This is a genomic window from Gallibacterium trehalosifermentans (assembly GCF_042433055.1).
GTDB classification, from domain to species: Bacteria; Pseudomonadota; Gammaproteobacteria; order Enterobacterales; family Pasteurellaceae; genus Gallibacterium; species Gallibacterium trehalosifermentans.
The window spans coordinates 59,586-81,681 of sequence record NZ_JBHLWB010000002.1 but is presented as its reverse complement, the minus strand read 5'-3'; the positions used below and the strand labels follow the sequence as shown (position 1 = coordinate 81,681).

The window sequence follows — 22,096 nt, the reverse complement described above, 5'->3', positions numbered from 1 at the left end:
TGATGAAACCATTAATTATTAAAGTGGGCGGTGCGTTATTAGATACACCGCAAGCAATGGAAAACTTACTTTCTACCTTAGCGCAATTTAAACAAACACAACAACGAGATATTGTCATTGTGCACGGTGGGGGCTGCATTGTTGATGAATTAATGCAACGTTTGCAATTACCTGTCCGCAAAAAGCAAGGATTACGCATCACGCCACCTGATCAGGTAGAAATTATTACAGGAGCATTAGCAGGAATTGCAAATAAAAAATTAGTGGCAACCGCAAAAACAGCAGGATTAAATGCCGTTGGTATCAGTTTAGGCGATGGCAATTTAACTGTAGCAACGCAGCTCGACCCTGAGTTAGGTCATGTCGCAAACGTCGCACCAGCACAACAAGCATTATTAACCAGTTTATTGCAAAGCGGATTTTTACCAATTATCAGTTCGATTGCGATTGATGCACAAGGACAATTAATGAATGTGAATGCTGATCAAGCAGCAACGGCGATTGCCACACTATTGCAAGGTGAATTAGTGATGTTGTCTGATGTTGATGGTGTCTTAGATAAACAAAAAAATCTAATTCCAGCGTTAAATTCATCACAAATTCAACAATTAATAGATGATCAAGTTATTACAGATGGTATGATTGTCAAAGTCAAAGCAGCATTAGTTGCTGCACAAGCATTAAATCAACCAGTAGAGATCGCAAATTGGCAGAAACCAGAAAAACTGGCTGATTTATTTGCTGGTCAATGTATAGGTACAAGAATTCAGCCTTAATTAATAAGGCTTTGGTTTAAATTAACTTCCGCCATTTCGTGGCGGTTTCATTTTTTATATTGAGGTAATTATGGCACTTTGGGGCGGTCGTTTTACTCAGGCGGCAGATCAACGTTTTAAAAGCTTTAATGATTCATTACGTTTTGATTATCGCTTAGCGCAACAAGATATTGATGGTTCAATCGGTTGGTCAAAAGCATTAGTCAATGTAAATGTTTTTACCGCAGCAGAGCAAAAGCAAGTCGAAGCGGCATTACTTGAGTTAAAAGCGTTAGTGGCAAATAATCCAGAAATTATTTTACAAGATGATGCTGAAGATATTCATAGCTGGGTTGAAAGTAAACTAATTGAGAAAGTCGGCGATTTAGGTAAAAAATTGCACACAGGTCGTAGCCGTAATGACCAAGTTGCTTTAGATATTAAATTATGGTGCAAACAAGAAATCACTTCATTACAACAAGCGATTCGCCATCTGCAAAGTCAGCTTATTTTTACCGCAGAAAATAACCAACATACCGTAATGCCAGGTTATACCCATTTACAACGGGCTCAACCCATTTCATTTGCACATTGGTGCATGGCTTATTTTGAAATGTTAGAACGTGATTTTTCTCGCTTAGCTGATGCGTATCGTCGTTTAGATACCTGTCCTTTAGGTTCTGGGGCATTAGCAGGTACAGCCTACGCAGTCGATCGTGAACAATTAGCCCAAGACCTTGGCTTTACTCGTGCAACACGTAATAGTTTAGATAGTGTTTCTGATCGTGATCACATCATTGAATTGCTCGCTACCGCTTCATTAAGTATGGTACATCTCTCTCGTTATGCAGAAGATTTAATTATCTTTAATAGCGGAGAGGCTAATTTCTTAGAGTTATCTGATCGCGTTACATCAGGTTCTTCATTAATGCCACAAAAGAAAAATCCTGATGCGTGTGAATTAATCCGTGGTAAAGCAGGACGTGTGATTGGTGCGTTAAATGGCATGTTAGTTACCGTAAAAGGTTTACCTCTCGCCTATAATAAAGATATGCAAGAGGATAAAGAAGGCATTTTTGACGCGTTAGATACATGGCACGCGTGTTTAGATATGGCAGCTTTAGTCTTAGAAGATATTAAAGTTCATCACGAAAAAACGCGTAATGCGGCACTTAAAGGTTATTCCAATGCCACTGAATTAGCAGACTATTTAGTCGCAAAAGGTGTCCCATTCCGTGATTCACACCATATTGTTGGCGAAGCGGTAGTCTATGCAATTAGCAAATCTAAGGCGTTAGAAGAGTTACGTGTTGACGAGTTTAAACGCTTTAGTGATGTGATTAGTGAAGATGTTTATGCCATCTTGTCATTAGAATCTTGCTTGAATAAACGCTGTGCAAAAGGCGGTGTTTCACCACAACGTGTTGCAGAAGCGATTGCCGAAGCGAAGCAGTTGATTAAATAGCAATTTTTGCAAGAATTAAAAAGTGTAGAAAAATGATTTATTCTTCTACACTTTTTCTTCTAATTATCTCTATTTTTGTTTAGAAATCCCCTGACACAATTCACTCATTGTTTCTAAATTTAGTTTAAACTGACGACAATGAGAACAAAATGCTAAATGTAACTTCAGTTGAAGTGTTTCATTCAACCTTAATTTTCTTTCCTTTGCTTGAGAGAGTAAAAAACTGGCTTGTTTACAGCTATACATTAATGATTCTCCACCCCTTTTTTAACTAAGCAATCCTGTAATTTCAATCTGGCACGATAAAGCAAGACATTCAAATTTGATGTACTAATTTCTTCATGAAAACAGATTTCATCAGAACTAAACTCCATAAATTCACGCATCATAAAAACTCTTGCTTGTTGTTGTGGTAAGCGCTCTAAACAGCACTGAAGAATCGTCCAAAATTCTTGTTGATGAATTAATAAATGGGCTTTTATGATTGGTTTTGGTGTAAATCGAATATCCCAATGTTCTGTTTGATCAAAAAAACGATTTTCTATTACGTCCTCATTTGCTTGTTGATCGCTATGTAATAAATAACGTTGTTGTTCTCTTAATATATCGATGACTTTATTTTTTAAAATTGTGAATAACCATGTCTTAAAACTCGCTCGTTGCTCAAACTGTTCTACCTTATTGAAAGCAATATAAAAAGCTTCTTGTACAGCATCTTCTGCAAGGTGTTCATCTTTTAATTGTATGGTGGCAAATTTTAGCATTTTATTATGAAGCTCATTAAGTTCTTGAGTAGAGAATAATGTCTTCCCGTTATATTCCATCACATTCCTCATCAACATAATTACAACTTAATTTTGCTCAATTAAATAATTTTAAAAAAAGTTGTAAGAAAAAACTGATAACTCCGTCTAACTATAAGATTAGGAAAAACTAATCTCATGTGGCGATAAAAATCGCTATGTATTTAATCATTTTTTATTTTTTCTTAAAAGGAAATCTTATGTCAATTTCAAAAAAAGTCGCCGTTTCATTAGCTCTAACTTCCGCATTAGTTACCGCTACAAGCCTTAGTGTACAAGCGGAATCAAAAGAAAAATGTTTTGGTATAGCACTCAAAGGACAAAATGATTGTGCCGCAGGTCCAGGAACAAGTTGTGCTGGAAGCTCAACTCGAGATTATCAAGGAAATGCTTGGAAATTAGTGCCAGCAGGAACTTGCTTAAAAACTGAATCCAAAACATCTGATACAGGATTTGGTAAGTTAGAAGCATTTACCGAAAAAGCCTAATTAATAGGTAATAGAAAAAATAAGCCTGCAATATAGCAGGCTTTTGGAGAGTTTATGGGACATCAAAAAATCATTTCTGGCGCAGGAATAGGTCTAAAAATAGAACATTTTGAATTAATCTTACAACAACCCGATTATGTTGATTTTGTAGAAATTCATGCAGAAAATTATATGGTTCCTGGTGGTGCGATGCATCACTATTTACAACGTATTTGTGAAATTTATCCATTATCGATACATGGTGTAGGGTTATCGATTGGGAGCGATACTAAATTAGATGAAGAACATATCGATCGCTTAAAAGCCTTACTTCATCGCTATCAGCCACAACTATTTTCCGAACATCTTGCTTGGTCAAGTCATAGCGTTAATTTTTATAACGATTTATTACCTTTAGCTTATACCAATAAAAAACTGAATCAGGTATGTGATCATATTGATCATTTACAACATCGCTTACAACGCCAAATGTTATTAGAAAACCCATCAACCTATGTAGAATTTTCTGCAAATGAAATGGAAGAAACAGAATTTATTCGTGAAATCGTAAAAAGAACAGGGTGTGGTTTGTTATTAGATGTAAATAATGTTTACGTTTCGGCAATTAATCATCAACGAGATCCTTATGCTTACTTACAACAACTACCATTAGCCGCTGTTCAGCAAATACATATCGCAGGTTATAGTGAGGATCAAGATGCAAATGGGGAACGCTTGTTAATTGATAGCCATTCAGAACAAGTTTCCCATGAAGTTTGGCAATTATATTTATTTACATTGCAATTAATTGGATCAAAACCCACTTTATTAGAGCGTGATAACAATATCCCTGCTTTTAGTGAATTACAAAAAGATTTGTATCAAATCCAACAAGCTCAACAACGTTATAATCAAAAGGATAAAGTATGAAACAAACGGCTTTTGTTGAAGCGATTTTTCATGATGATCTTTCTTTCCTACCACAAATAAAAAGTCGAGAAGGAATAGACGTAAAAAGTCGTTTTAATGTTTATCGTAACAATATATTTTCTTCTTTAATGAAAGCATTACAAATAACGTTTAATGTTACACATCAGTTAGTTGGTGATGACTTTTTTCAAGCTATGGCTCATTGTTATTTACAAGAATCCCCTCCTACATCACCAATTCTTGCTTACTATGGTGATACCTTTCCGAAATTTATTGCTCACTTCACCCCAGCAAAATCCCTACCCTATTTAGCAGACGTAGCAACATTGGAATATTTAAGAGTGCAATCATTTCATGCTGAAGATAGTAAGCCGATTGCCAATGAACAATTAATAGCATTATTACAGAATAATGAAATAGCTAACTACCAATTACAACTTGCTCCGAGTTTACTGTTATTTTCTGCAAATTATGCAGCTGTTAGCTTATGGGAGGCACATCAAATAAGAAAGGATTTGCAGAAAATTACTCTAGAACAGCGTGAGTATGCTGCGATCTTACGTGAAAATTATGAAGTTGGGGTATTACAGATTCCACAATGGTTACATTCTTTTTTAATGGCAATAAAACAAGGAAAAACATTATATCAAGCAACAGTAGAAATCGACCCTTTTACTGAAGCAGATCTCACTCAAGCTTGGCAATTTCTTATTGAAAATAAATTAATCATTGGAGTAAAACAATGAAAAAATGGTGTGAAAAAGTACCTTATAGTGCGATTGCCTTACTTGCTCGTATTACTCTGGCAAGTATATTTTGGTTATCTGCACAAACAAAAACTGAAACATTTGTGTTTAATTTTCTCACAATGTCATTTCAACTTGGATTACCTGTACCGAGTGAGAGCGCATTTTTCTTATTCCAAAATGAATATAATTTACCATTACTAAATCCCAATATTGCTGCATGGATTACACTCTATGCAGAACATATTTTTGCAGCTTTACTATTATTAGGAATTGCAACACGTTTTGCTGCATTAGGATTATTTGGAATAACAATAGTTATCCAGTTTTTTGTCTATCCTGAGGCTTACGCATTACACTTTAGCTGGATAGTAATGCAACTGATCTTAATAAAATATGGTAGTGGAATAATAGCGTTAGATCCTTTCATAGCAAAAAGAATAAACAACCGTATAATTTCTGATCTTAAATGAAAAATTTATATTGACACATTTTCATGATTGGCGGAAGGTCATGGGAGTTGAACCCACCCAAGACTGCTGGCAGCCTTAACAGGATTTGAAGTCCTGCCGCCTCACCGGAAACGACGACCTTCCATAAATGACGGTTTTTAAACGACAATCCTACATAAATCAGGATATAGCATAAAAAACGGCTTCATTTTACTGAATTTTTTCGATAAAAACAGTATTATTTACCGCACACTTCACCATTAGGAATTCGTTATGTCTGCGTTGTATCGCCAACTTCCAGCTATTGACCGTTTATTAAAAACGGAATTAGGTTCAGATTTAGTTGTTACCTTTGGGCATAGTGCCGTAGTACAACTGATGCGTGAACAGTTACAACTCGCACGTGATTTTATTAAACAACAACAGCAATTACCTCATTTCTGTCAGACAGACACAGATTTTATGCAATATATTGAGCAACAATTACAACAGCAACGCCAAGTCAAAATTCAACCAGTACATAATCTTACTGGTACGGTGTTGCATACGAATCTTGGGCGTGCAATTTGGGCAGAAACAGCACAACAAGCAGCATTACACGCTATGCAACAAAATGTTGCACTTGAATTTGATTTAGCCCAGGGGAAACGTGGACATCGTGATCAAGCGATTAGTGAGCTAATCGCTCGCTTAACTGGCGCAGAAGCGGCTTGTGTGGTTAATAATAATGCTGCTGCGGTGTTATTAATGTTAGCCACTTTTGCTCAAGGAAAAGAAGTGATTATCTCTCGTGGTGAACTGATTGAAATAGGTGGCGCATTCCGTATTCCCGATATTATGGCACAAGCTGGTTGTAAATTAGTGGAGGTTGGTACGACTAACCGCACCCATTTACGTGATTACGCACAGGCAATTAATGAAAACACGGCGTTATTATTAAAAGTACATAGTAGCAACTATCAAATTATGGGCTTTACAGCGAGTGTCAGTGAAGAAGAATTAGTTGCACTTGGACGAGAAAAAAATATTCCCGTTATTACAGATTTAGGAAGTGGCGCATTAATTGATTTTCGCCACTATGGCTTACCTTATGAACCACAAGTTCAAGCAAAAGTTACAGCGGGTGTAGATTTAATCTCTTTTTCTGGCGATAAATTATTGGGTGGTCCACAAGCAGGTATTATTGTTGGGAGGCAAGCATTAATCGATCAATTACAACATCACCCCCTCAAACGTGTCTTACGTTGCGATAAAGTAATTTTGAGTGGTTTAGAAGCAACATTGCGTCTTTATTTAGAGCCTGAAAATTTAACGCACACCTTACCAACGCTGCACGCTTTAACTCAAGCTCTCACTACTCTCCAGCAACAAGCAGAGCAATTACAACAAGCATTACAACACAAACTCGCAGCAGATTTTATCATTCGAGTCGAAACAAGTGATGCGCAAATTGGTAGTGGTTCACAACCTACCGCAAAAATCCCGTCTTGTGCTGTAACGTTACAAGCAAAAAGTGGCAAAGCTGAGGATCTCTATCGTTTAGTTGCTCAATTTAAAGCCTTATCACAACCAATTATTGGCAGAATTGAAGCAGATAAAATTTGGCTAGATTTACGCAGCGTTGCCAATCTAGCCGCCCTCTTAACAACGGTGAACGAATTATGATAATTGTTACCGCAGGACACGTCGATCACGGCAAAACGGCACTGTTAGCCGCACTCACTGGCACGAATGCTGATCGCTTGCCTGAAGAGAAAAAGCGTGGAATGACCATCGATCTGGGCTATGCTTATTTGCCTCTAAATGGGCGAACACTTGGCTTTATTGATGTACCAGGACATCAAAAATTTTTGGCAAATATGCTGGCAGGCTTAGGGGGGATTGAACACGCCCTGCTGGTGGTTTCCGCCGAAGAGGGAATCAAACCGCAAACGACAGAGCATTTGCAGATTTTGCAGTTGCTGAAATTCCGCCAGATAATGGTGGTGATCACTAAGGCTGATCGTGCAACCGATGCACAAATTACCAAGCTGATTGAGGAAATCAAACAGCGCTACCCTTTTTTGCACAGGCAGGATTTTTTTATCACCTCCGCCCAAACGGGGCAAGGTATCGATGTGCTGAAAGCCCATTTGGCGCAACTGTCTAGCGAAACCACATTGGCGGAAAAGCCATTTCGCTATGCGATAGACCGTATTTTTACCCTGAAAGGGATTGGCGTAGTGGTTACAGGTACGGCGGTGGCAGGTAAAGTGGCGGTCGGCGATACGCTCTATCTTACTAATGGCGAAAAGGTGCGGGTAAAACGTATTCACGCACAAAATAGTGAGAGCGAGCAAGGTGTGGCAGGCGAGCGCTTGGCGCTGAATTTAGCTGGTGTCGATAAATCCGACATCAGCCGTGGCGACTGGCTAAGCGAGCTTGCGCCTGATTTTGCTTGTGAGCGTTTTACGGTGCTGTTGCACCCTTGCCAGCCCCTAAAAGAGACCACGCAGGTTCACCTTTACCATTACGCCAGCCACGTTACTGCCAAAGTGAGCGTGCTGAACGCAAAACAAGCGGTCGAAAATCAGCCCTATTTTGCAGAAATTGTGCTGGATACTCCGCTACATTTGGCATTGGGCGATAAACTGATTTTGCGCAGTGGCGACGATCAACATACCCTTGCAGGGGCACAAGTGCTGGAAATTGCCTCGCCGAAGCGCTACAAGCGCAGTGAGACACGCCTTTCTTACCTGCACGCCCTGTCGCAAGCAAGTGAAATGGCAATGCGCGTGCAAGTAATGCTGGAAAAACAGGCGATTTTCGTGCCGCCGCTTTTGTGGGCGGAGCAATGCTACCCTGCCGATGTCAATGCACTTCAGCCACGTTTAGCCTGCGAGCAAGTGGGTGATTATCTGTTTAATCGCACCTATAAACAAACAATGCAAGCCCGCATTTTGGCGAAGATCACCGAATTTCACGCCGAGCATCACGATCAAATGGGCGTAACCAAAGCACGTCTTTACCGAATGGCTGTACTTGATGCGCCACAGTCGCTGATGTTTGCCTTAATTGATGAGCTGATCGCTCAACAGCAACTGGCGCAAACACGTGGCTGGATTCACGCACCCAGCCATCGCATCGCCTTTGATGATGACGAATTGCATCTGTGGGCGCAGGTTGAGCCTCTATTTAAGGCAACTAACCAAGCGCTGTGGGTGCGTGATATTGCCCAGCAGTTGGCGGTGGAAGAAAGCGCAATGCGCAATTTGCTCTACAAAGCAGGCAAATTGGGCTACCTTGTGCCGATAGTCAAAGATCGTTTTCTGCTCGATGAACAGATGCGTGAATTTGCCCACGATATTCACGCCTTTATTCAAGAAAATGGGGCGATTTCGGTTAATCAGTTGCGTGATCACCTGCAATATGGGCGCAAACTCACGGTACAATTAATCGAATATTTTGACCGATCAGGTTTTTTACGCCGTAAAGGCAATGTGCATTTATTGCGTGATCATGGAACATTTTCTTAATTGCTAAATATAAATTTTTTATCAAAAATAAATGTTGAACATCGCTGTTCAACATTTATATTTCCCAACATACCCCAAAAAAACTAACAATATTGCTATTTTTCTAGCTAGATCACATTTTTAAATATACTTTCTTTGTCGTGAATACGCTTTTTGCTAACATCAAAAATGTTAACTAATTGATCTAAAAATATTAAAAAATAATCTTCCTTTATCACAACCTAATTTATGTAAGTTATTTCTTTCAAATTAATTAAACGTTAAGGAGAAAAGTAATGAACAAACATTGTTACCGCATCATCTTTAACAGACTCTTACAACGTTTCGTTGTCGTTTCCGAGATAACAACTAAAACAGGGAAAGCACCTCAATCAGGCAATCGCGTTTTCACCAATCTCTCTCGCATGCTGATTCACTGGAGATTACCCCCGTTAATGATAGGGCTTTATAGCCTGTTAGGCGTTTTGGCGGTCTCCTCTTTTTCCGCTAGCGCAGTTGCTGATGAACTCCAAATCCGTGCCGATAGTCAGGCACCAAAAAGCCAACAACCGATTGTGTTACAAACCGCCAATGGCTTACCGCAAGTTAATATCCAAACGCCCAATGACAAAGGCTTATCACATAACAAATACCAACAATTTGATGTCAATACTCGTGGGGCGATTCTCAATAACAGCCGCAAAAATGTAAAAACCGAACAAGGTGGTTGGGTACAAGCCAATCCTTACTTAGTGGGCGGTGAAGCGAAAGTAATTTTAAACGAAGTCAATGCCAGCAAGCCAAGTCAATTAAAAGGCTATATTGAAGTGGCGGGAAGCAAAGCAGAGGTGATTATCGCCAACCCGAATGGTATTCATTGTGAGGGGTGTGGTTTTATCAATGCGGGACGCAGTACGATGACCACAGGGCAGGTGCAAATTGAAAATGGGCAAGTAAAGGGGTATCGAGTTGAACAGGGTGAGATAACGGTATCGGGGCGAGGGTTAGATAGCCATCGACAAGACTACACCGAGATTATCGCCAAAGAAGTGAAAGTCAATGCGGGGATTTGGGCAAATCAATTAACGGTTACTACGGGGCAAAATCAAGTTCCAGCGCAATCAACAAAAAATGCCAGTAGTCTCCAAGTGATTCGTGGCAGTGAAGTAACAGCATCTCAGGGGTATGCGGTAGATGTTGCTGAGTTAGGTGGCATGTATGCCAATCAAATCCACCTGATTGGGACGGAAAGCGGGTTAGGTGTGCGCAATGCAGGACATATTGGTGCGGCAGCGGGCGATGTGGTGATTGATAGCCAAGGACAGATTATCAATAGTGGGTATATTGGGGCAAAGCAAAATGTTAGTCTCACCGCTCCGACGATAAAAAATCAACAAGCAGGTCAACTTGTCGCAACTAAAAAGCTTACTGCGCAAGCACATTCCCTAAATAACCAAACAGGTTTTATTCATGCAGAGCAAACCGACATCACCCTTCAACACCAATTAAATAACCAAGCGACAGGCTCAACTGGCGCGTTAATCAAAGCAAAACAACTACACATTACTACCCCTCGTTTATTGAACCAACAGACCAAAGCGCAACACAATACCCCTACACAAGGCTTAATTGCGGAGACCTTAGCTATCCATGCAACACATTGGTTTAACCAATCTGGTGGGGCATATAGCCAGCAAGCAATAAATGCCACCATTACGGATACCCTCAATAATCAGCAAGGGGAACTCCTATCACTAAATAGCTTAGCGTTGCGTGGCGATAACTTACAGCTTGAAAATACACAAGGTATCATTGCAAGTCAGGGCGATTTAACCTTTCAGTTAGCTCAATGGGAAAACATTGGTCAGGTAAAAAGTGCAGCGAATGCCAATATCACCATTCATCATCACTTCCGCTTGGATACCCCGCTTTTTATTGATGGCATGCTTAATTTAAAGGTCAATCATCACTTTACCAACCAAACCCAATTAATCACGGGTCAAGGCTTAACAATTCAAGCTGCATCAATTACCAATCCACAACAAAGTGAATTAAGTGCACAAAAAACACAATTACATACGGATACGCTACTGAATCAGGGCTTAATTGACGGCTCAAAAACCGTTATTGTTACCAACCAACTCACTAATCTCGGCAGTGGGCGGATTTATGGCAATCACCTTGCAATTCAAGCAACTCATCTAAATAATCTCCCAGAACAAGAGCAGGCGGCGACAATCGCTGCCCGTGAACGGCTCGACCTTGGTGTTGGTACCCTTACCAATTACGACCATGCCTTAATTTTAAGCCAAGGCGACCTCTTTATTGGCGGTGAATTAGACAGGCATGCTCATGCCACAGGGCAAGCTACCTTTATTGATAACGGCAGCGCCACCATAGAAGCCTTAGGCAATGGTAATATGAATACCCAACGCTTATGGAATCATGACTTACATCTCCTCACAGGAGAACACCACCAAGACCAGCGCATCAGTGAATATGCCCTCAACCACAAATCCCAACGTTATTCCAGTTTAGAAGGGTGGTTCAATCGCAACAACAACCATCGAAAAGACCGTAACTCCTATTTTCATTTCAATGATGGTCGACCACGTATTGCAGGACCAACTTGGGTACAATGGCATTTTAATCGCCATACCATCACCACCACATTAGTACATCGCGATCCAGCCAAAATTTTGATTGCAGGGAATTTACGATTAAACGGCGAAAATTTACTCAATGAGGTATCCCACATTCAGGTTGGCAAACACCTGCGTATGGGAGGACGCCTTTTTAAGCAAAATGAGCAACATCTCAATTTAAAAGGGAATGGTGTCCGTTTAGAAAATAAAGATTTAATCGGCGAAATTCACCGACATGATAAAGGTACATGGTACACCATGGTAACAAAGCGAAAACGGCGAGGTGTGGGTAAAAAAGTCTGGGCAAAATACGGTGGAGAGGACATTCCCTTTAGCCGTGATTTACCGATAGAATATTTTAAATTTCATTTGGTCGATAACCGCATTGGGCAGCCGATTCAAGCCACAAATAGCGAGATTCACCAACAATCCACAGCTCAACACGCCGCAATCCTTCCCGTACAACTTGATACCCTCCACGCCTCCCTCTATCGCATCAATCACGCACCTGATAGCCATGTTTTAATCGAAACTGACCCTCGATTTACCCATAAAAAAACTTGGCTAGGGTCAGACTATATGTTTGATGCCCTACGGGCAGATCCCCAAATGAGATTAAAACGCTTAGGCGATGGTTATTATGAGCAACGCCTGATTAATGAACAAATTAACCAACTAACAGGGCAACGTTTTTTAGGCAATTACACCTCTGATTATGAACAATACAAAGCCTTAATGGACGCAGGGATTCGATATGCCAAGGCGCACAACCTTATGCCAGGTGTAACCCTCAGCGCCGCACAAATGCAAGCGCTTACGGAAGATATGGTTTGGCTGGAACCGCAAACCGTTACATTAAAAGATGGAAAGCAAGTTAATGTGCTTGTCCCACAAGTCTATTTAGTTAAACGTGATATCGCTCTCCACCCGACGGGCGCCATTATCTCTGCACAAGAGATAACAGTGGAAAGCGCAGGAGACATAAAAAATAGCGGGCAACTAGTGGCTCGTCAATCCGCTCACCTCGCAGCGCACACCTTAGAAAACTCAGGAAGCATCAGCGCTGAACAACTAAATTTCACCCTTGCCAATCGCTTTTATCAACAAGGTGGGCAGCTCAAAGCCGATACCTTGCAACTCAATGCCAAAACAATTCACCTTGAAGGACGCATGAGTGAAGCCAATTCCAATGCTAACTATGCCCGCCGACAACTTGATGAACAGGCTGTATTACACATAAAACAAGCCTTGATACTACAAAGCCAAGGGGATATTCAACTAAATGCCACCAGTATCAGTGCAGGCAGCGCACTATTAAAAGCCAACGGCAATCTCCATATTGGTACGGTTACAGAAACAGAACGCTCACATTACATCGCCAATAGCGAAAACTATTGGACACTCAAGCAACAACAAGAAATTGGCTCTCGTATTGAGATTAAAGACAATGCCGTATTCAGTGGTAAACAAGGCGTTACCCTACGAGCTGCCACCATCAATACTGGTGGCGATATTATCGTAAATAGTGAACAAGGCGATATTCAACTACAAGCAGGACGCCATCAAGAAACGCTAGATTTTGCGACAAAATATAAAGATAAAAGCTTACTGAGTCGGACAACTACCACAATAAAACACGCTCACCAATATGATTTGGCAGAAAGCTCACAACTCACAGGAAACAACATTGCATTACAAGCCACGCACGGCACCATCGCTGTTGAAGGTGGCGCCGTTGTCTCAGATAACGCCATGCAATTACAAGCACAAGATATTGCCATCACAGCGGCACACAATATCCGCCAAGAATATGATTATTATGCAAAGAAAAAATCGGGGTTAATGAGCAGTGGCGGAATCGGGTTTACGATTGGTAGTCGAAAAGAATCAACTGATACAAATTATAATCTTGATTCTACGCTAGGCAGTCAACTTGGATCTTTACAAAGCAATGTTTCATTTATCGCCACTGAACATTATCAACAACAATCTAGCCGAATCACTGCAGGTAAAGGAGATATTAATATTCAAGCAAAACAAATAGATATTACAGCTGATAAAGATAAATCCAATACACACTATCGTCATACCTTAGTACAAAATGGGCTAACCTTAGGTGTGAATATTCCCGTTGTACAAGCCGTACAACAAGTACAACAAACTGCCAAAACAGCAAAACAAGTGGGCGATGCAAAAGATAATCGAATTAATGCATTAGCTGCAATTAATACTTCGTTTGATTTAGCAAATACGGCTGAAGTGGCGGGGAATGTTGCAAATTCAGTTGCCAATCAAGGCGCACAAGGTTTAACCAATAATATTGGTATATCAATTACATATGGTAAACAAAAAAATGAACAAACCACTTTTACAGAGACAATAACAGCAAATAGTAGCAAGATAAACGCCGCAGGTAATGCAATGCTCCTCACGACGGCAGATAAAGATACTTCTCATATTACAGTTAAAGGTTCAGAGGTTATCGGGCAACAAGGAACGACAATCGCGACTGCAGGCAATTTAATAATTGAAGCACAACAACAAACATATAAAGAACGAAGTAAAAATAAATCTAGTGGTTGGAATGCTGGTGTTGCTATTAATTATGGAAGTAATGGTTTTGCCTTTGGTATCACTGCTGGAGGAAACTATGGAAAAGGTTATGGTAATGGCGATGAAACCACTTGGGCAACCACGCTTATTGGTCATAAACAGAGCCAAACAACCCTTATTTCAGGTGAAGATATGACGATTCGAGGCGGACAAGTTATTGGTCAAGGCGTTAGTGTTCAAGCAAATAATTTAACAATTACTAGCCTGCAAGATACGGCTACTTATGAAAGCAAACAGAAACAACTGTCTGCTCAAGTAACTGTGGGATATGGCGCGTCCTTTTCTGGCAGCTATAATCAATCTAAAATCAATGCGGATTATGCCAGTGTTAACCAGCAATCAGGGATTTTTGCTGGTGATGAAGGGTTTAAAGTTGAAGTTAATCAACACACTGATTTACAAGGTGGATTAGTTACCTCAACTGAACTTGCTGAACAACAAGGTAAAAATCGATTTACTACGGGGACATTAACTTATAAAGACATTCAAAATCATTCGAATTATTCAGCAAAAGGATTTGGATTAAGTGGAGGGATAAGTATTAGCGGTGGTCATACACCAAAAGAAATAGAAGGTGTTAAATTACAGCAAATAGGACAAAATCAGAAGAATGGATCTTCTAATGTGGAGTTTAGTGGCATTGCTGGTGTAGCATCTCAAGGTAATTGGGGAATTGCAAAAGGTTTAACTACTGCTCTATTAGGACAAGTCAATCATCATGATAACGAAGATGGCGTAACAACTAGTGCTATCAATACTACAAATATTCATATTCGGCATGACAATGAGCAAAAATCCTTAACAGGTCAAACTACTAAAGAAACAGCAATAAAGATAAACAAAGCAAATATTCACCAAGCTGTTACAAAAGCTAATATTGAAAATATCAAGTCTGATTTAGATAGGGATTTAACCATTGCAACAGCGTTTATGAAGAATATAAATGTTATTGGAGATGATATTTATTACAACATAGAGAAAAAAGAGGGAAATATTCTCATTAAGGAAAAAAGAATGAATAAATGTGAGAGTATTGCATGTATTCAATATCATGAACTTGATTTCAATAACCTTGAAGTACCAAAAACAAAAGAAGAAGCAGAAGTCTTATCAAGAATGTATGCACATGGCATTATGAATACTAGTGATATGGATCGCTTAAAAGGAGCAATTCAATATGGCGGTAAAGATTATTTAGATAATGATGTCCTTGTTGTAATAAAACCATTTACATCTATTCGTTCAGAGCTAACTTTTACCATATTTGAACGCTTAAGGGCTGGTTTGAATATGCCAAGTATCTTTGGAGCTTCTAATGCTAGCCGAGAACAAGTAAAAATTTGGAATTTATTAGAAGAATACAATCGAAATAATCCAAATGATCCTGTTAGCCTTAAACACCTTGCACATAGTCTCGGAGTATCTAGTACGAAAAATGCAATGAATTGGGCAAGTTATCAAGGAACCACTTTTACTCATACAACCTTAGACGCCAATACAATAGGCACTTCTTATCCAATGACTAACAATACTTTTGGAGGACGACTTTCAATGGGTTTATACGATCAAGGCTATAGTGAAAAAGCCAGCGAATTATTTAGAGATGGCAGTGTAGCTTATGCTGTAGCACCAAGAGATATTGTAGCCACAGGTATCGGTTTACCTTTTGTTCCTGGAAGTTTAAGTTTAGGCATTGGCAATACCGATACAACAGGGAGTAATAGTACTGGGATTCCATTATGGGATTTGATTACTGGGCATCATACAAAAGCATATTATCGTGATGAGGAGTCAATACGTTTTTTAAATACTGATAGGGAAAGAATAGTGGATTTAAAAAAGATAAAAGAAATTGAGACATATCAAAAAAGAATATGGGGAAAAATTGGACCTAGAATAGAGAAAATAGAATTTAATAATAAAGATGGGAAAGAATAATGAGAAAAATTATATTATTATTTTACTTATTACTATTATCAGGTTGTTATCTGGCAAATGGTTCTCCATCATCTTTTAAATACTGGTATGCCCCTGAAAACATAAATGAAATGAAACAAGAAAAAATATGGAATGATTGTTCTGATATGGCTTATAGCATATTAGATTCGAATCAAAAAAAAATACTTGATAGAGGCAAAGTTTCTTGGGAAACAGTGTATGAAAATAAAGATGAATATAAAATACTTGAAGATGCTATTGAATTACACCAAAGATATCTTTTTCAGTGTCTTTATAATTCAGGGTTTCGTTTTAGACCACCATTATATTGGTGCTTAGCCCAAGATGGTGATAATACTAGAACTTGTATAGAAAATATGAAATATCGAAATTGATAGACTATAAAATTACATTATAAATGGTAAATTCTATAAAGAGTTTGACGATTGTATGCTTGAAAAAGGATATATATTCTTACCACCCGCTCAATGTGGCTACCAAAACCCCAAATGGGATACAGGAAGATGTAACTTATAAATAAAAAATCCTCCAATTAAATAATATGGAGGATTTTTTCTTAATGATTTTTATGCGTAGTGCTATATAAAATTTTATCTGTATATGCAACCGCTATCGCAGAGGCTAAAAAGCCTAAATGCAGGAATAATTGCCACATAATTTGTTTTTCTGGTAGGTTTCCTGCATTAATAAATGTCTGTAACATATGAATAGATGAAATACTAATAATTGCCATTGATAATTTAATTTTTAACACTGAGGCATTAACATGATCTAACCATTCAGGTTGATCAGGGTGATTATCTGTATTTAATCTTGATACAAACGTTTCATACCCTCCTACTAACACCATTACTAATAAATTTGCAATCATTACAACATCAATTAGATTTAATACTGCTAACATAATAGTATTTTCGTCCATTTGATTAAGATTTATCACTAAATGCCATAATGATTTTAAAAATTTATAAGCATAAACAATTTGAACAATAATTAAACCTAAATAAATAGGTAATTGTACCCATCGACTTGCAAAAATAATTTTTGCAACGAAATTAGGCTGTGGTTGTGTTGGTATTTGAGTATTTTGCATAAAATCCTTAACTAATTATTTATTTTTTAATAAATCTCGAATTTCAGTTAATAATTTTTCTTCTACTGAAGGTTCAACTGGTTTTGGTTCTTCCGCTGGTTTTTCACGTTTTAATTTATTTATTGCTTTAATCGCCATAAAAATAGCAAATGCAATAATAATAAAATCAAATACTGTTTGGATAAACATTCCATAATTTAATGTTACTGCTGGAATATCACCAACTGCTCCACGTAAGATAATTTTAAGATCTTTAAAATCTACACCGCCTACTAATAATCCAATAATTGGCATTACTACATCACCAACCAATGAACTAACGATTTTCCCGAATGCGCCACCAATAATGACCCCAACAGCCATATCAACTACGTTTCCACGTACTGCAAACTCACGGAACTCTTTTAAAAGACTCATTTTTTCTCCTAATTTTTACTATTGAAAAAGAGGCGCTCATTATATTTTTATTATTTGCATTTTACAATTTTCTTACAAAAAAAATTTCTCTTTACAATTTATTTTTTCCAGAAGTGTGGAAATAATAACACTAAAATTGTCATAATCTCTAAACGTCCTAATAACATACCTAATATCATCAGCCATTTAGAAACTGTAGGAATCATAGAAAAATTACCTGAAGCTCCCACTTGGTTACCAAATCCTGGTCCGACGTTACCGATTGATGTAGCCGCTGAACTCCATGCACTTTGAAAATCCATTCCTGACATTCCCATTAATACCGCTAAAATTGCCATAATCATAAAATAACTAAAAATAAATCCGACAATACCAAAAACGGTTTCATTAGAAACGATATGGCGGTTGTAATGGACTGCAGAAATGCTATTAGGGTGTATTAAACGTAAAATTTGATGCTTTAATACTTGGAACATGATTTGAAAACGGAATATTTTTATTCCTCCAGTAGTGGATCCTGAACAACCACCTAAAATAAAAGCAACAGTAAAAATCATTGTTGTCGTTGATGTCCAAGTATCAAAATTACCTAAACTAAATCCACTTGTAGACATAATATTAACTAAAGTAAATAACGAATAACGTAAGCTATCTTGCCAATTAAAGACATTTTCATAATATAACCATATCGCTAAAAATAAACTAATAACGAATATAAATAATGAAAATCCCATTAATTGTTGATCACGAAATAATATAAAAATATTTCTACGGTAAATTGATTGAACCATTAATAAAAATGGCAATGAACCTACAAACATAAAAAAGACACAAATCCATTGTGTCGTGCTATTAAATTCTGCCATTGAACCACTACGAGTCGAAAATCCGCCTGTTGCTATTGTTGTAAACGCATGATTAATTGCATCAAAAAATCCCATTTCTGACCACATATAAGCGAATAAACAAACTACTGTTAAAAAGAGATAAATTTGGATAATGCTTTTGGCTACATCACGGGCTTGTGGCAATATTTTATCTGACTTATCGGACGACTCTGTACGGAAAAGCGTCATTCCCCCCACATTTAAAAACGGCAAAATGGCTACCGCCATCACAATAAATCCTAATCCACCTATCCATTGTAAGGTTGAGCGCCACATCAATAATGCAGGTGAGGTATTACTAACATCGACGATAATACTCGATCCTGTCGTGGTTAAGCCTGACACGGTTTCAAAATAGGCATCGGTAAAACTAAAATCACCGATGATAATAAAAGGTAATGCACTAAATACACAACTCATTAACCAAATCAAAGTAGTTAGCAATAACATATCTTTTACCCGTAATCGCATATCTTGTGGTTTTTTTCGCGTTAAGATAAAAGCAACAAAATGAGTTATGCCAATACAAATTAAAAATCCCACTAAACCATCACCATTATGAAAAAAAGTAACAATAAGGGGAATAAACATTAACCATGCTATTTTGGAAAGCATAGAACCTAAAATATATAACATAAATGGTCGATTAAACATTATCGCTTTCTTACCTTAAATAAAGAACGGACTTGGTTGGAATAATTTTTCTACTTCTGCAATATTTTTCTTATCTTGTAAAAATAAAATCACATGATCATCTTCTTGAATGATCAAATTGTGTTGTGCAATTAATACTTCGCCTTGTCGGCAGATTGCTGCAATAATTACCCCTTGTGGTAATTTTACTTTATCGAGTGGTCGTCCAATGACTTGTGATGTTTGTTCACTACCATGAGCAATAATTTCTATGGCTTCTGAAACCCCTCGGCGTAACACCGCAACATTCACAATATCCCCTTTGCGCACATAACTTAACAAAGCAGAAATAGTGGCTTGTTGTGGTGAAATAGCAATATCAATCGTTCCCCCTTGCACTAAATGCAAATAAGCAATGCGCTGAATCAACGCAATAGCTTTTTTTGTCCCTAAACGTTTCGCTAATAGCGATGCCATAATATTCGCTTCATCATCACTGGTTAAAGCAATAAAAGCATCAATGTTTTCGATATGTTCTTCAAATAAGAATGATTGATCAGAAGCATCTGCACAGAACACGATTGTTTTTGAGAGTTTTTCTGCCAAAAATTCTGCACGTTTAGGATTCCGTTCCACTAATTTAACGTTATAGTCATTTTCTAAGGTTTTAGCCAATCCTGATCCAACATTTCCCCCACCAACTATCATCACTCGGCGATAATTTTTTTCTAAGCGTTGTAATTCACTCATTACAGCCCGTAAGTGCTGGCTAGCGCAAATAAATGTTACTTCATCGCCTGCTTCAATAATAGTCGAGCCTTGAGGGCGAATAACTTTATCTTGACGCCAAATAGAGACAATACGTGCTTCAATATGTGGTAAATGTTCTTGTAATGTTGCTATTGAATAACCAACTAATGGTCCGCCATAATAGGCTTTTACTACCGCTAAACTGACTAAATCATCGGCAAAATTTGCAACCTGCAATGTTCCAGGGTAATTGACTAAACGAGCAATATCTTCAATAACGAGCTGTTCTGGTGAAATAATATGATCGATAGGAATAATATCGCTTTTAAACAGCTTTTCTTTTTCACGAATATATTCTGCATTACGGATACGTGCAATTTTTGTAGGAATCTTAAATAAGGTATAAGCTACCTGACAAGCAACCATATTCACTTCATCTGAACTGGTTACCGCCACGAGCATATCCGCATCTGTCGCTCCTGCTTCTCGTAAAGTCCTTGGAGAAGACGCATTTCCTTGAACTACACGTAAATCGTGCTTATCTTGTAATTGATTTAATCGCTCTACATCATTATCGACCAAAGTAATTTCGTTATCTTCACTAACGAGATTTTCCGCTAATGTGCCACCAACCTGCCCTGCGCCTAAAATGATAATTTTCACGATATTTACCTTTAATGTTGTTTAAGCAGTTTTGCGTAAAAGAAACCGTCCCCGCTTTGCTGAGCAGGAAAACATTGATACCCAAACCCTGTATCTATTCCCGTTGTATCTAACTGAACAGGCATTAATTTTGCCTCTGGGTGCGTTGCTAAAAAACGTTCAATTTGCAGACTATTCTCTTCAGGTAAAATTGAACAAGTCGCATATAACAAAATCCCATTGTTTTTTAAACGCTGCCACAAGGCGGTTAGAATCGCTTGCTGCAGCACCACTAATTGATCTATATCAGTTTCTTTTCTTAACCATTTAATATCTGAATGACGACGAATCACGCCTGTTGCTGAACAAGGCGCATCTAATAAAATTCGATCAAACATTACACCTGAAGCTAACCATTGATCTGGTTGGCTAGCATCACCGCAAATAATCTCCGCCTGTTGCTTTAACCGTTGTAAGTTTTCCTCTACACGTTTTAAACGACTTTGTTCAACATCTAATGCTATCACCTTTGCTTGTGGCGCAATTTCTAAAATATGCGTTGTTTTACCACCAGGTGCCGCACACGCATCTAAAATTAATTGTCCATTCTGTGGCTCAAGTAATTCTCCTGCCCATTGTGCATGACGATCCTGAACACTCACCCACCCTTCGGCAAAATGTGGTAACTGTTCTACACTGATCGGTTTCTGTAAATAAAGAGCTGTATTTGGTAAATAACATTCACTTTCTATTTGTTGTGCCGCCAATAATGCTTGATACGCAGTTGGTGTTGTATGTTGTTGATTGACCCGTAACCACATTGGTGGTTTCAAGTTATTCTCATCAACAATTTTTCGCCATTGTTCTGGATAATGTTTTTTTAATAAATTTACTAACCATTCAGGGTGTAACGTCTGCCAATGCTTATCAACAACGGCTAAAACTGCTTCTTGCTCCCGCAAAAAACGTCGCATGACGCCATTGACTAGCCCTCGAAACGACGCTGCTTTTACATCGCTAGTTGCATTTACTACTTCCGCAACTGCAGCATGTGCTGGAATACGGGTATATAACAACTGATATAACCCCACCAACAATAGGCAATGCACAATTCTGGTTTTGCCTTTTAATGGTTTTGTTACTAATTTCTCAATAATACGTTCTAAACGAGGTAATACACGACAAACACCGAAACAGACTTCTTGTAATAAGGCTACATCTTGTGCTTTTACCTGTTGTTGAGCATTAGGTAATAACGTAGAGAGTGATTTACCTTGATCCAGTACCTGCAAAATCACTTCCGCCATCACTGCACGTAATGTTTTTTTCTTTTGTTGATTCATCT

The 22,096-nt window shown here is 38.3% G+C and carries 17 protein-coding genes and 1 tRNA gene; 10 read left to right on the top strand and 8 right to left on the bottom strand.

Translation table 11 applies throughout. The features are described from left to right. Window positions 1-2 precede the first annotated feature (2 nt). Window positions 3-776, top strand: coding sequence for an acetylglutamate kinase (gene argB / locus ACFFHK_RS03065; RefSeq protein WP_382369328.1), 774 nt, complete (start codon window positions 3-5; stop codon window positions 774-776). Between the two features lie 70 nt (window positions 777-846). After that, the gene (gene argH, locus ACFFHK_RS03060; protein WP_382369182.1) at window positions 847-2,220 is read left to right on the top strand and encodes an argininosuccinate lyase; all 1,374 of its coding nucleotides are present in this window, start codon (window positions 847-849) and stop codon (window positions 2,218-2,220) included. 69 nt (window positions 2,221-2,289) lie between these two features. On the opposite strand, the gene ACFFHK_RS09800 is transcribed toward argH, so the two are convergent. Next, complete coding sequence (locus tag ACFFHK_RS09800; RefSeq protein WP_446685339.1) at window positions 2,290-2,466, bottom strand: anti-sigma factor family protein; 177 nt, start codon at window positions 2,464-2,466, stop codon at window positions 2,290-2,292. Continuing rightward, window positions 2,466-3,062 carry a sigma-70 family RNA polymerase sigma factor gene (locus ACFFHK_RS03055; protein ID WP_382369179.1) on the bottom strand — a complete coding sequence of 199 codons (597 nt, stop codon included), beginning with the start codon at window positions 3,060-3,062 and terminating at the stop codon, window positions 2,466-2,468. The genes ACFFHK_RS09800 and ACFFHK_RS03055 overlap by 1 nt, the downstream gene beginning before the upstream one ends. A 161-nt stretch (window positions 3,063-3,223) precedes the next feature. Here ACFFHK_RS03055 and ACFFHK_RS03050 point away from each other — a divergent pair, with 161 nt between their 5' ends. From ACFFHK_RS03050 to ACFFHK_RS03035, 4 genes are read left to right on the top strand one after another with little or no spacing between them, the layout of a single operon-like run. Further along, on the top strand, window positions 3,224-3,511 hold the full coding sequence (locus tag ACFFHK_RS03050) for a BufA1 family periplasmic bufferin-type metallophore (protein ID WP_382369176.1): 288 nt from the start codon (window positions 3,224-3,226) through the stop codon (window positions 3,509-3,511). 54 nt (window positions 3,512-3,565) lie between these two features. Next, window positions 3,566-4,420 carry an MNIO family bufferin maturase gene (gene bufB / locus ACFFHK_RS03045; protein ID WP_382369173.1) on the top strand — a complete coding sequence of 285 codons (855 nt, stop codon included), beginning with the start codon at window positions 3,566-3,568 and terminating at the stop codon, window positions 4,418-4,420. Beyond that, entirely contained in the window at window positions 4,417-5,166 is a 750-nt protein-coding gene (locus ACFFHK_RS03040; protein WP_382369170.1) for an HvfC/BufC N-terminal domain-containing protein, read from the top strand. Before bufB ends, ACFFHK_RS03040 begins: the two co-directional genes overlap by 4 nt. Then, entirely contained in the window at window positions 5,163-5,639 is a 477-nt protein-coding gene (locus ACFFHK_RS03035) for a DoxX family protein (RefSeq protein ID WP_382369167.1), read from the top strand. Before ACFFHK_RS03040 ends, ACFFHK_RS03035 begins: the two co-directional genes overlap by 4 nt. Before the next feature lie 28 nt (window positions 5,640-5,667). On the opposite strand, the gene ACFFHK_RS03030 is transcribed toward ACFFHK_RS03035, so the two are convergent. Then, window positions 5,668-5,762 (bottom strand) — tRNA-Sec (locus tag ACFFHK_RS03030). 129 nt (window positions 5,763-5,891) lie between these two features. On the opposite strand from ACFFHK_RS03030, the gene selA reads away from it, so the two are divergent. The 4 genes from selA (at window position 5,892) to ACFFHK_RS03010 (ending at window position 16,703) form a co-directional block, all read left to right on the top strand. Beyond that, on the top strand, window positions 5,892-7,283 hold the full coding sequence (selA, locus tag ACFFHK_RS03025) for an L-seryl-tRNA(Sec) selenium transferase (RefSeq protein WP_382369164.1): 1,392 nt from the start codon (window positions 5,892-5,894) through the stop codon (window positions 7,281-7,283). Then, on the top strand, window positions 7,280-9,133 hold the full coding sequence (gene selB / locus ACFFHK_RS03020; RefSeq protein ID WP_382369161.1) for a selenocysteine-specific translation elongation factor: 1,854 nt from the start codon (window positions 7,280-7,282) through the stop codon (window positions 9,131-9,133). The genes selA and selB overlap by 4 nt, the downstream gene beginning before the upstream one ends. 275 nt (window positions 9,134-9,408) lie before the next feature. Then, the gene (locus ACFFHK_RS03015) at window positions 9,409-16,308 is read left to right on the top strand and encodes a two-partner secretion domain-containing protein (protein ID WP_382369158.1); all 6,900 of its coding nucleotides are present in this window, start codon (window positions 9,409-9,411) and stop codon (window positions 16,306-16,308) included. Next, on the top strand, window positions 16,308-16,703 hold the full coding sequence (locus ACFFHK_RS03010; protein ID WP_382369155.1) for a hypothetical protein: 396 nt from the start codon (window positions 16,308-16,310) through the stop codon (window positions 16,701-16,703). Before ACFFHK_RS03015 ends, ACFFHK_RS03010 begins: the two co-directional genes overlap by 1 nt. Window positions 16,704-16,885: 182 nt before the next feature. Here ACFFHK_RS03010 and ACFFHK_RS03005 read toward each other — a convergent pair whose 3' ends face one another. From ACFFHK_RS03005 to rsmB, 5 genes are all read right to left on the bottom strand, one after another. After that, the gene (locus ACFFHK_RS03005) at window positions 16,886-17,422 is read right to left on the bottom strand and encodes a TIGR00645 family protein (RefSeq protein ID WP_382369153.1); all 537 of its coding nucleotides are present in this window, start codon (window positions 17,420-17,422) and stop codon (window positions 16,886-16,888) included. A 15-nt stretch (window positions 17,423-17,437) separates the two neighbouring features. Then, window positions 17,438-17,839 carry a large-conductance mechanosensitive channel protein MscL gene (gene mscL, locus ACFFHK_RS03000; RefSeq protein ID WP_382369150.1) on the bottom strand — a complete coding sequence of 134 codons (402 nt, stop codon included), beginning with the start codon at window positions 17,837-17,839 and terminating at the stop codon, window positions 17,438-17,440. A 98-nt stretch (window positions 17,840-17,937) separates the two neighbouring features. After that, window positions 17,938-19,380, bottom strand: coding sequence for a TrkH family potassium uptake protein (locus ACFFHK_RS02995; RefSeq protein WP_382369147.1), 1,443 nt, complete (start codon window positions 19,378-19,380; stop codon window positions 17,938-17,940). A 15-nt stretch (window positions 19,381-19,395) separates the two neighbouring features. Then, on the bottom strand, window positions 19,396-20,772 hold the full coding sequence (gene trkA, locus ACFFHK_RS02990) for a Trk system potassium transporter TrkA (protein WP_382369144.1): 1,377 nt from the start codon (window positions 20,770-20,772) through the stop codon (window positions 19,396-19,398). Window positions 20,773-20,783: 11 nt separating this feature from the next. Next, window positions 20,784-22,094: a 16S rRNA (cytosine(967)-C(5))-methyltransferase RsmB gene (rsmB, locus tag ACFFHK_RS02985; RefSeq protein ID WP_382369141.1), complete on the bottom strand. Its 1,311-nt coding sequence runs from the start codon at window positions 22,092-22,094 to the stop codon at window positions 20,784-20,786. Window positions 22,095-22,096 lie beyond the last annotated feature (2 nt).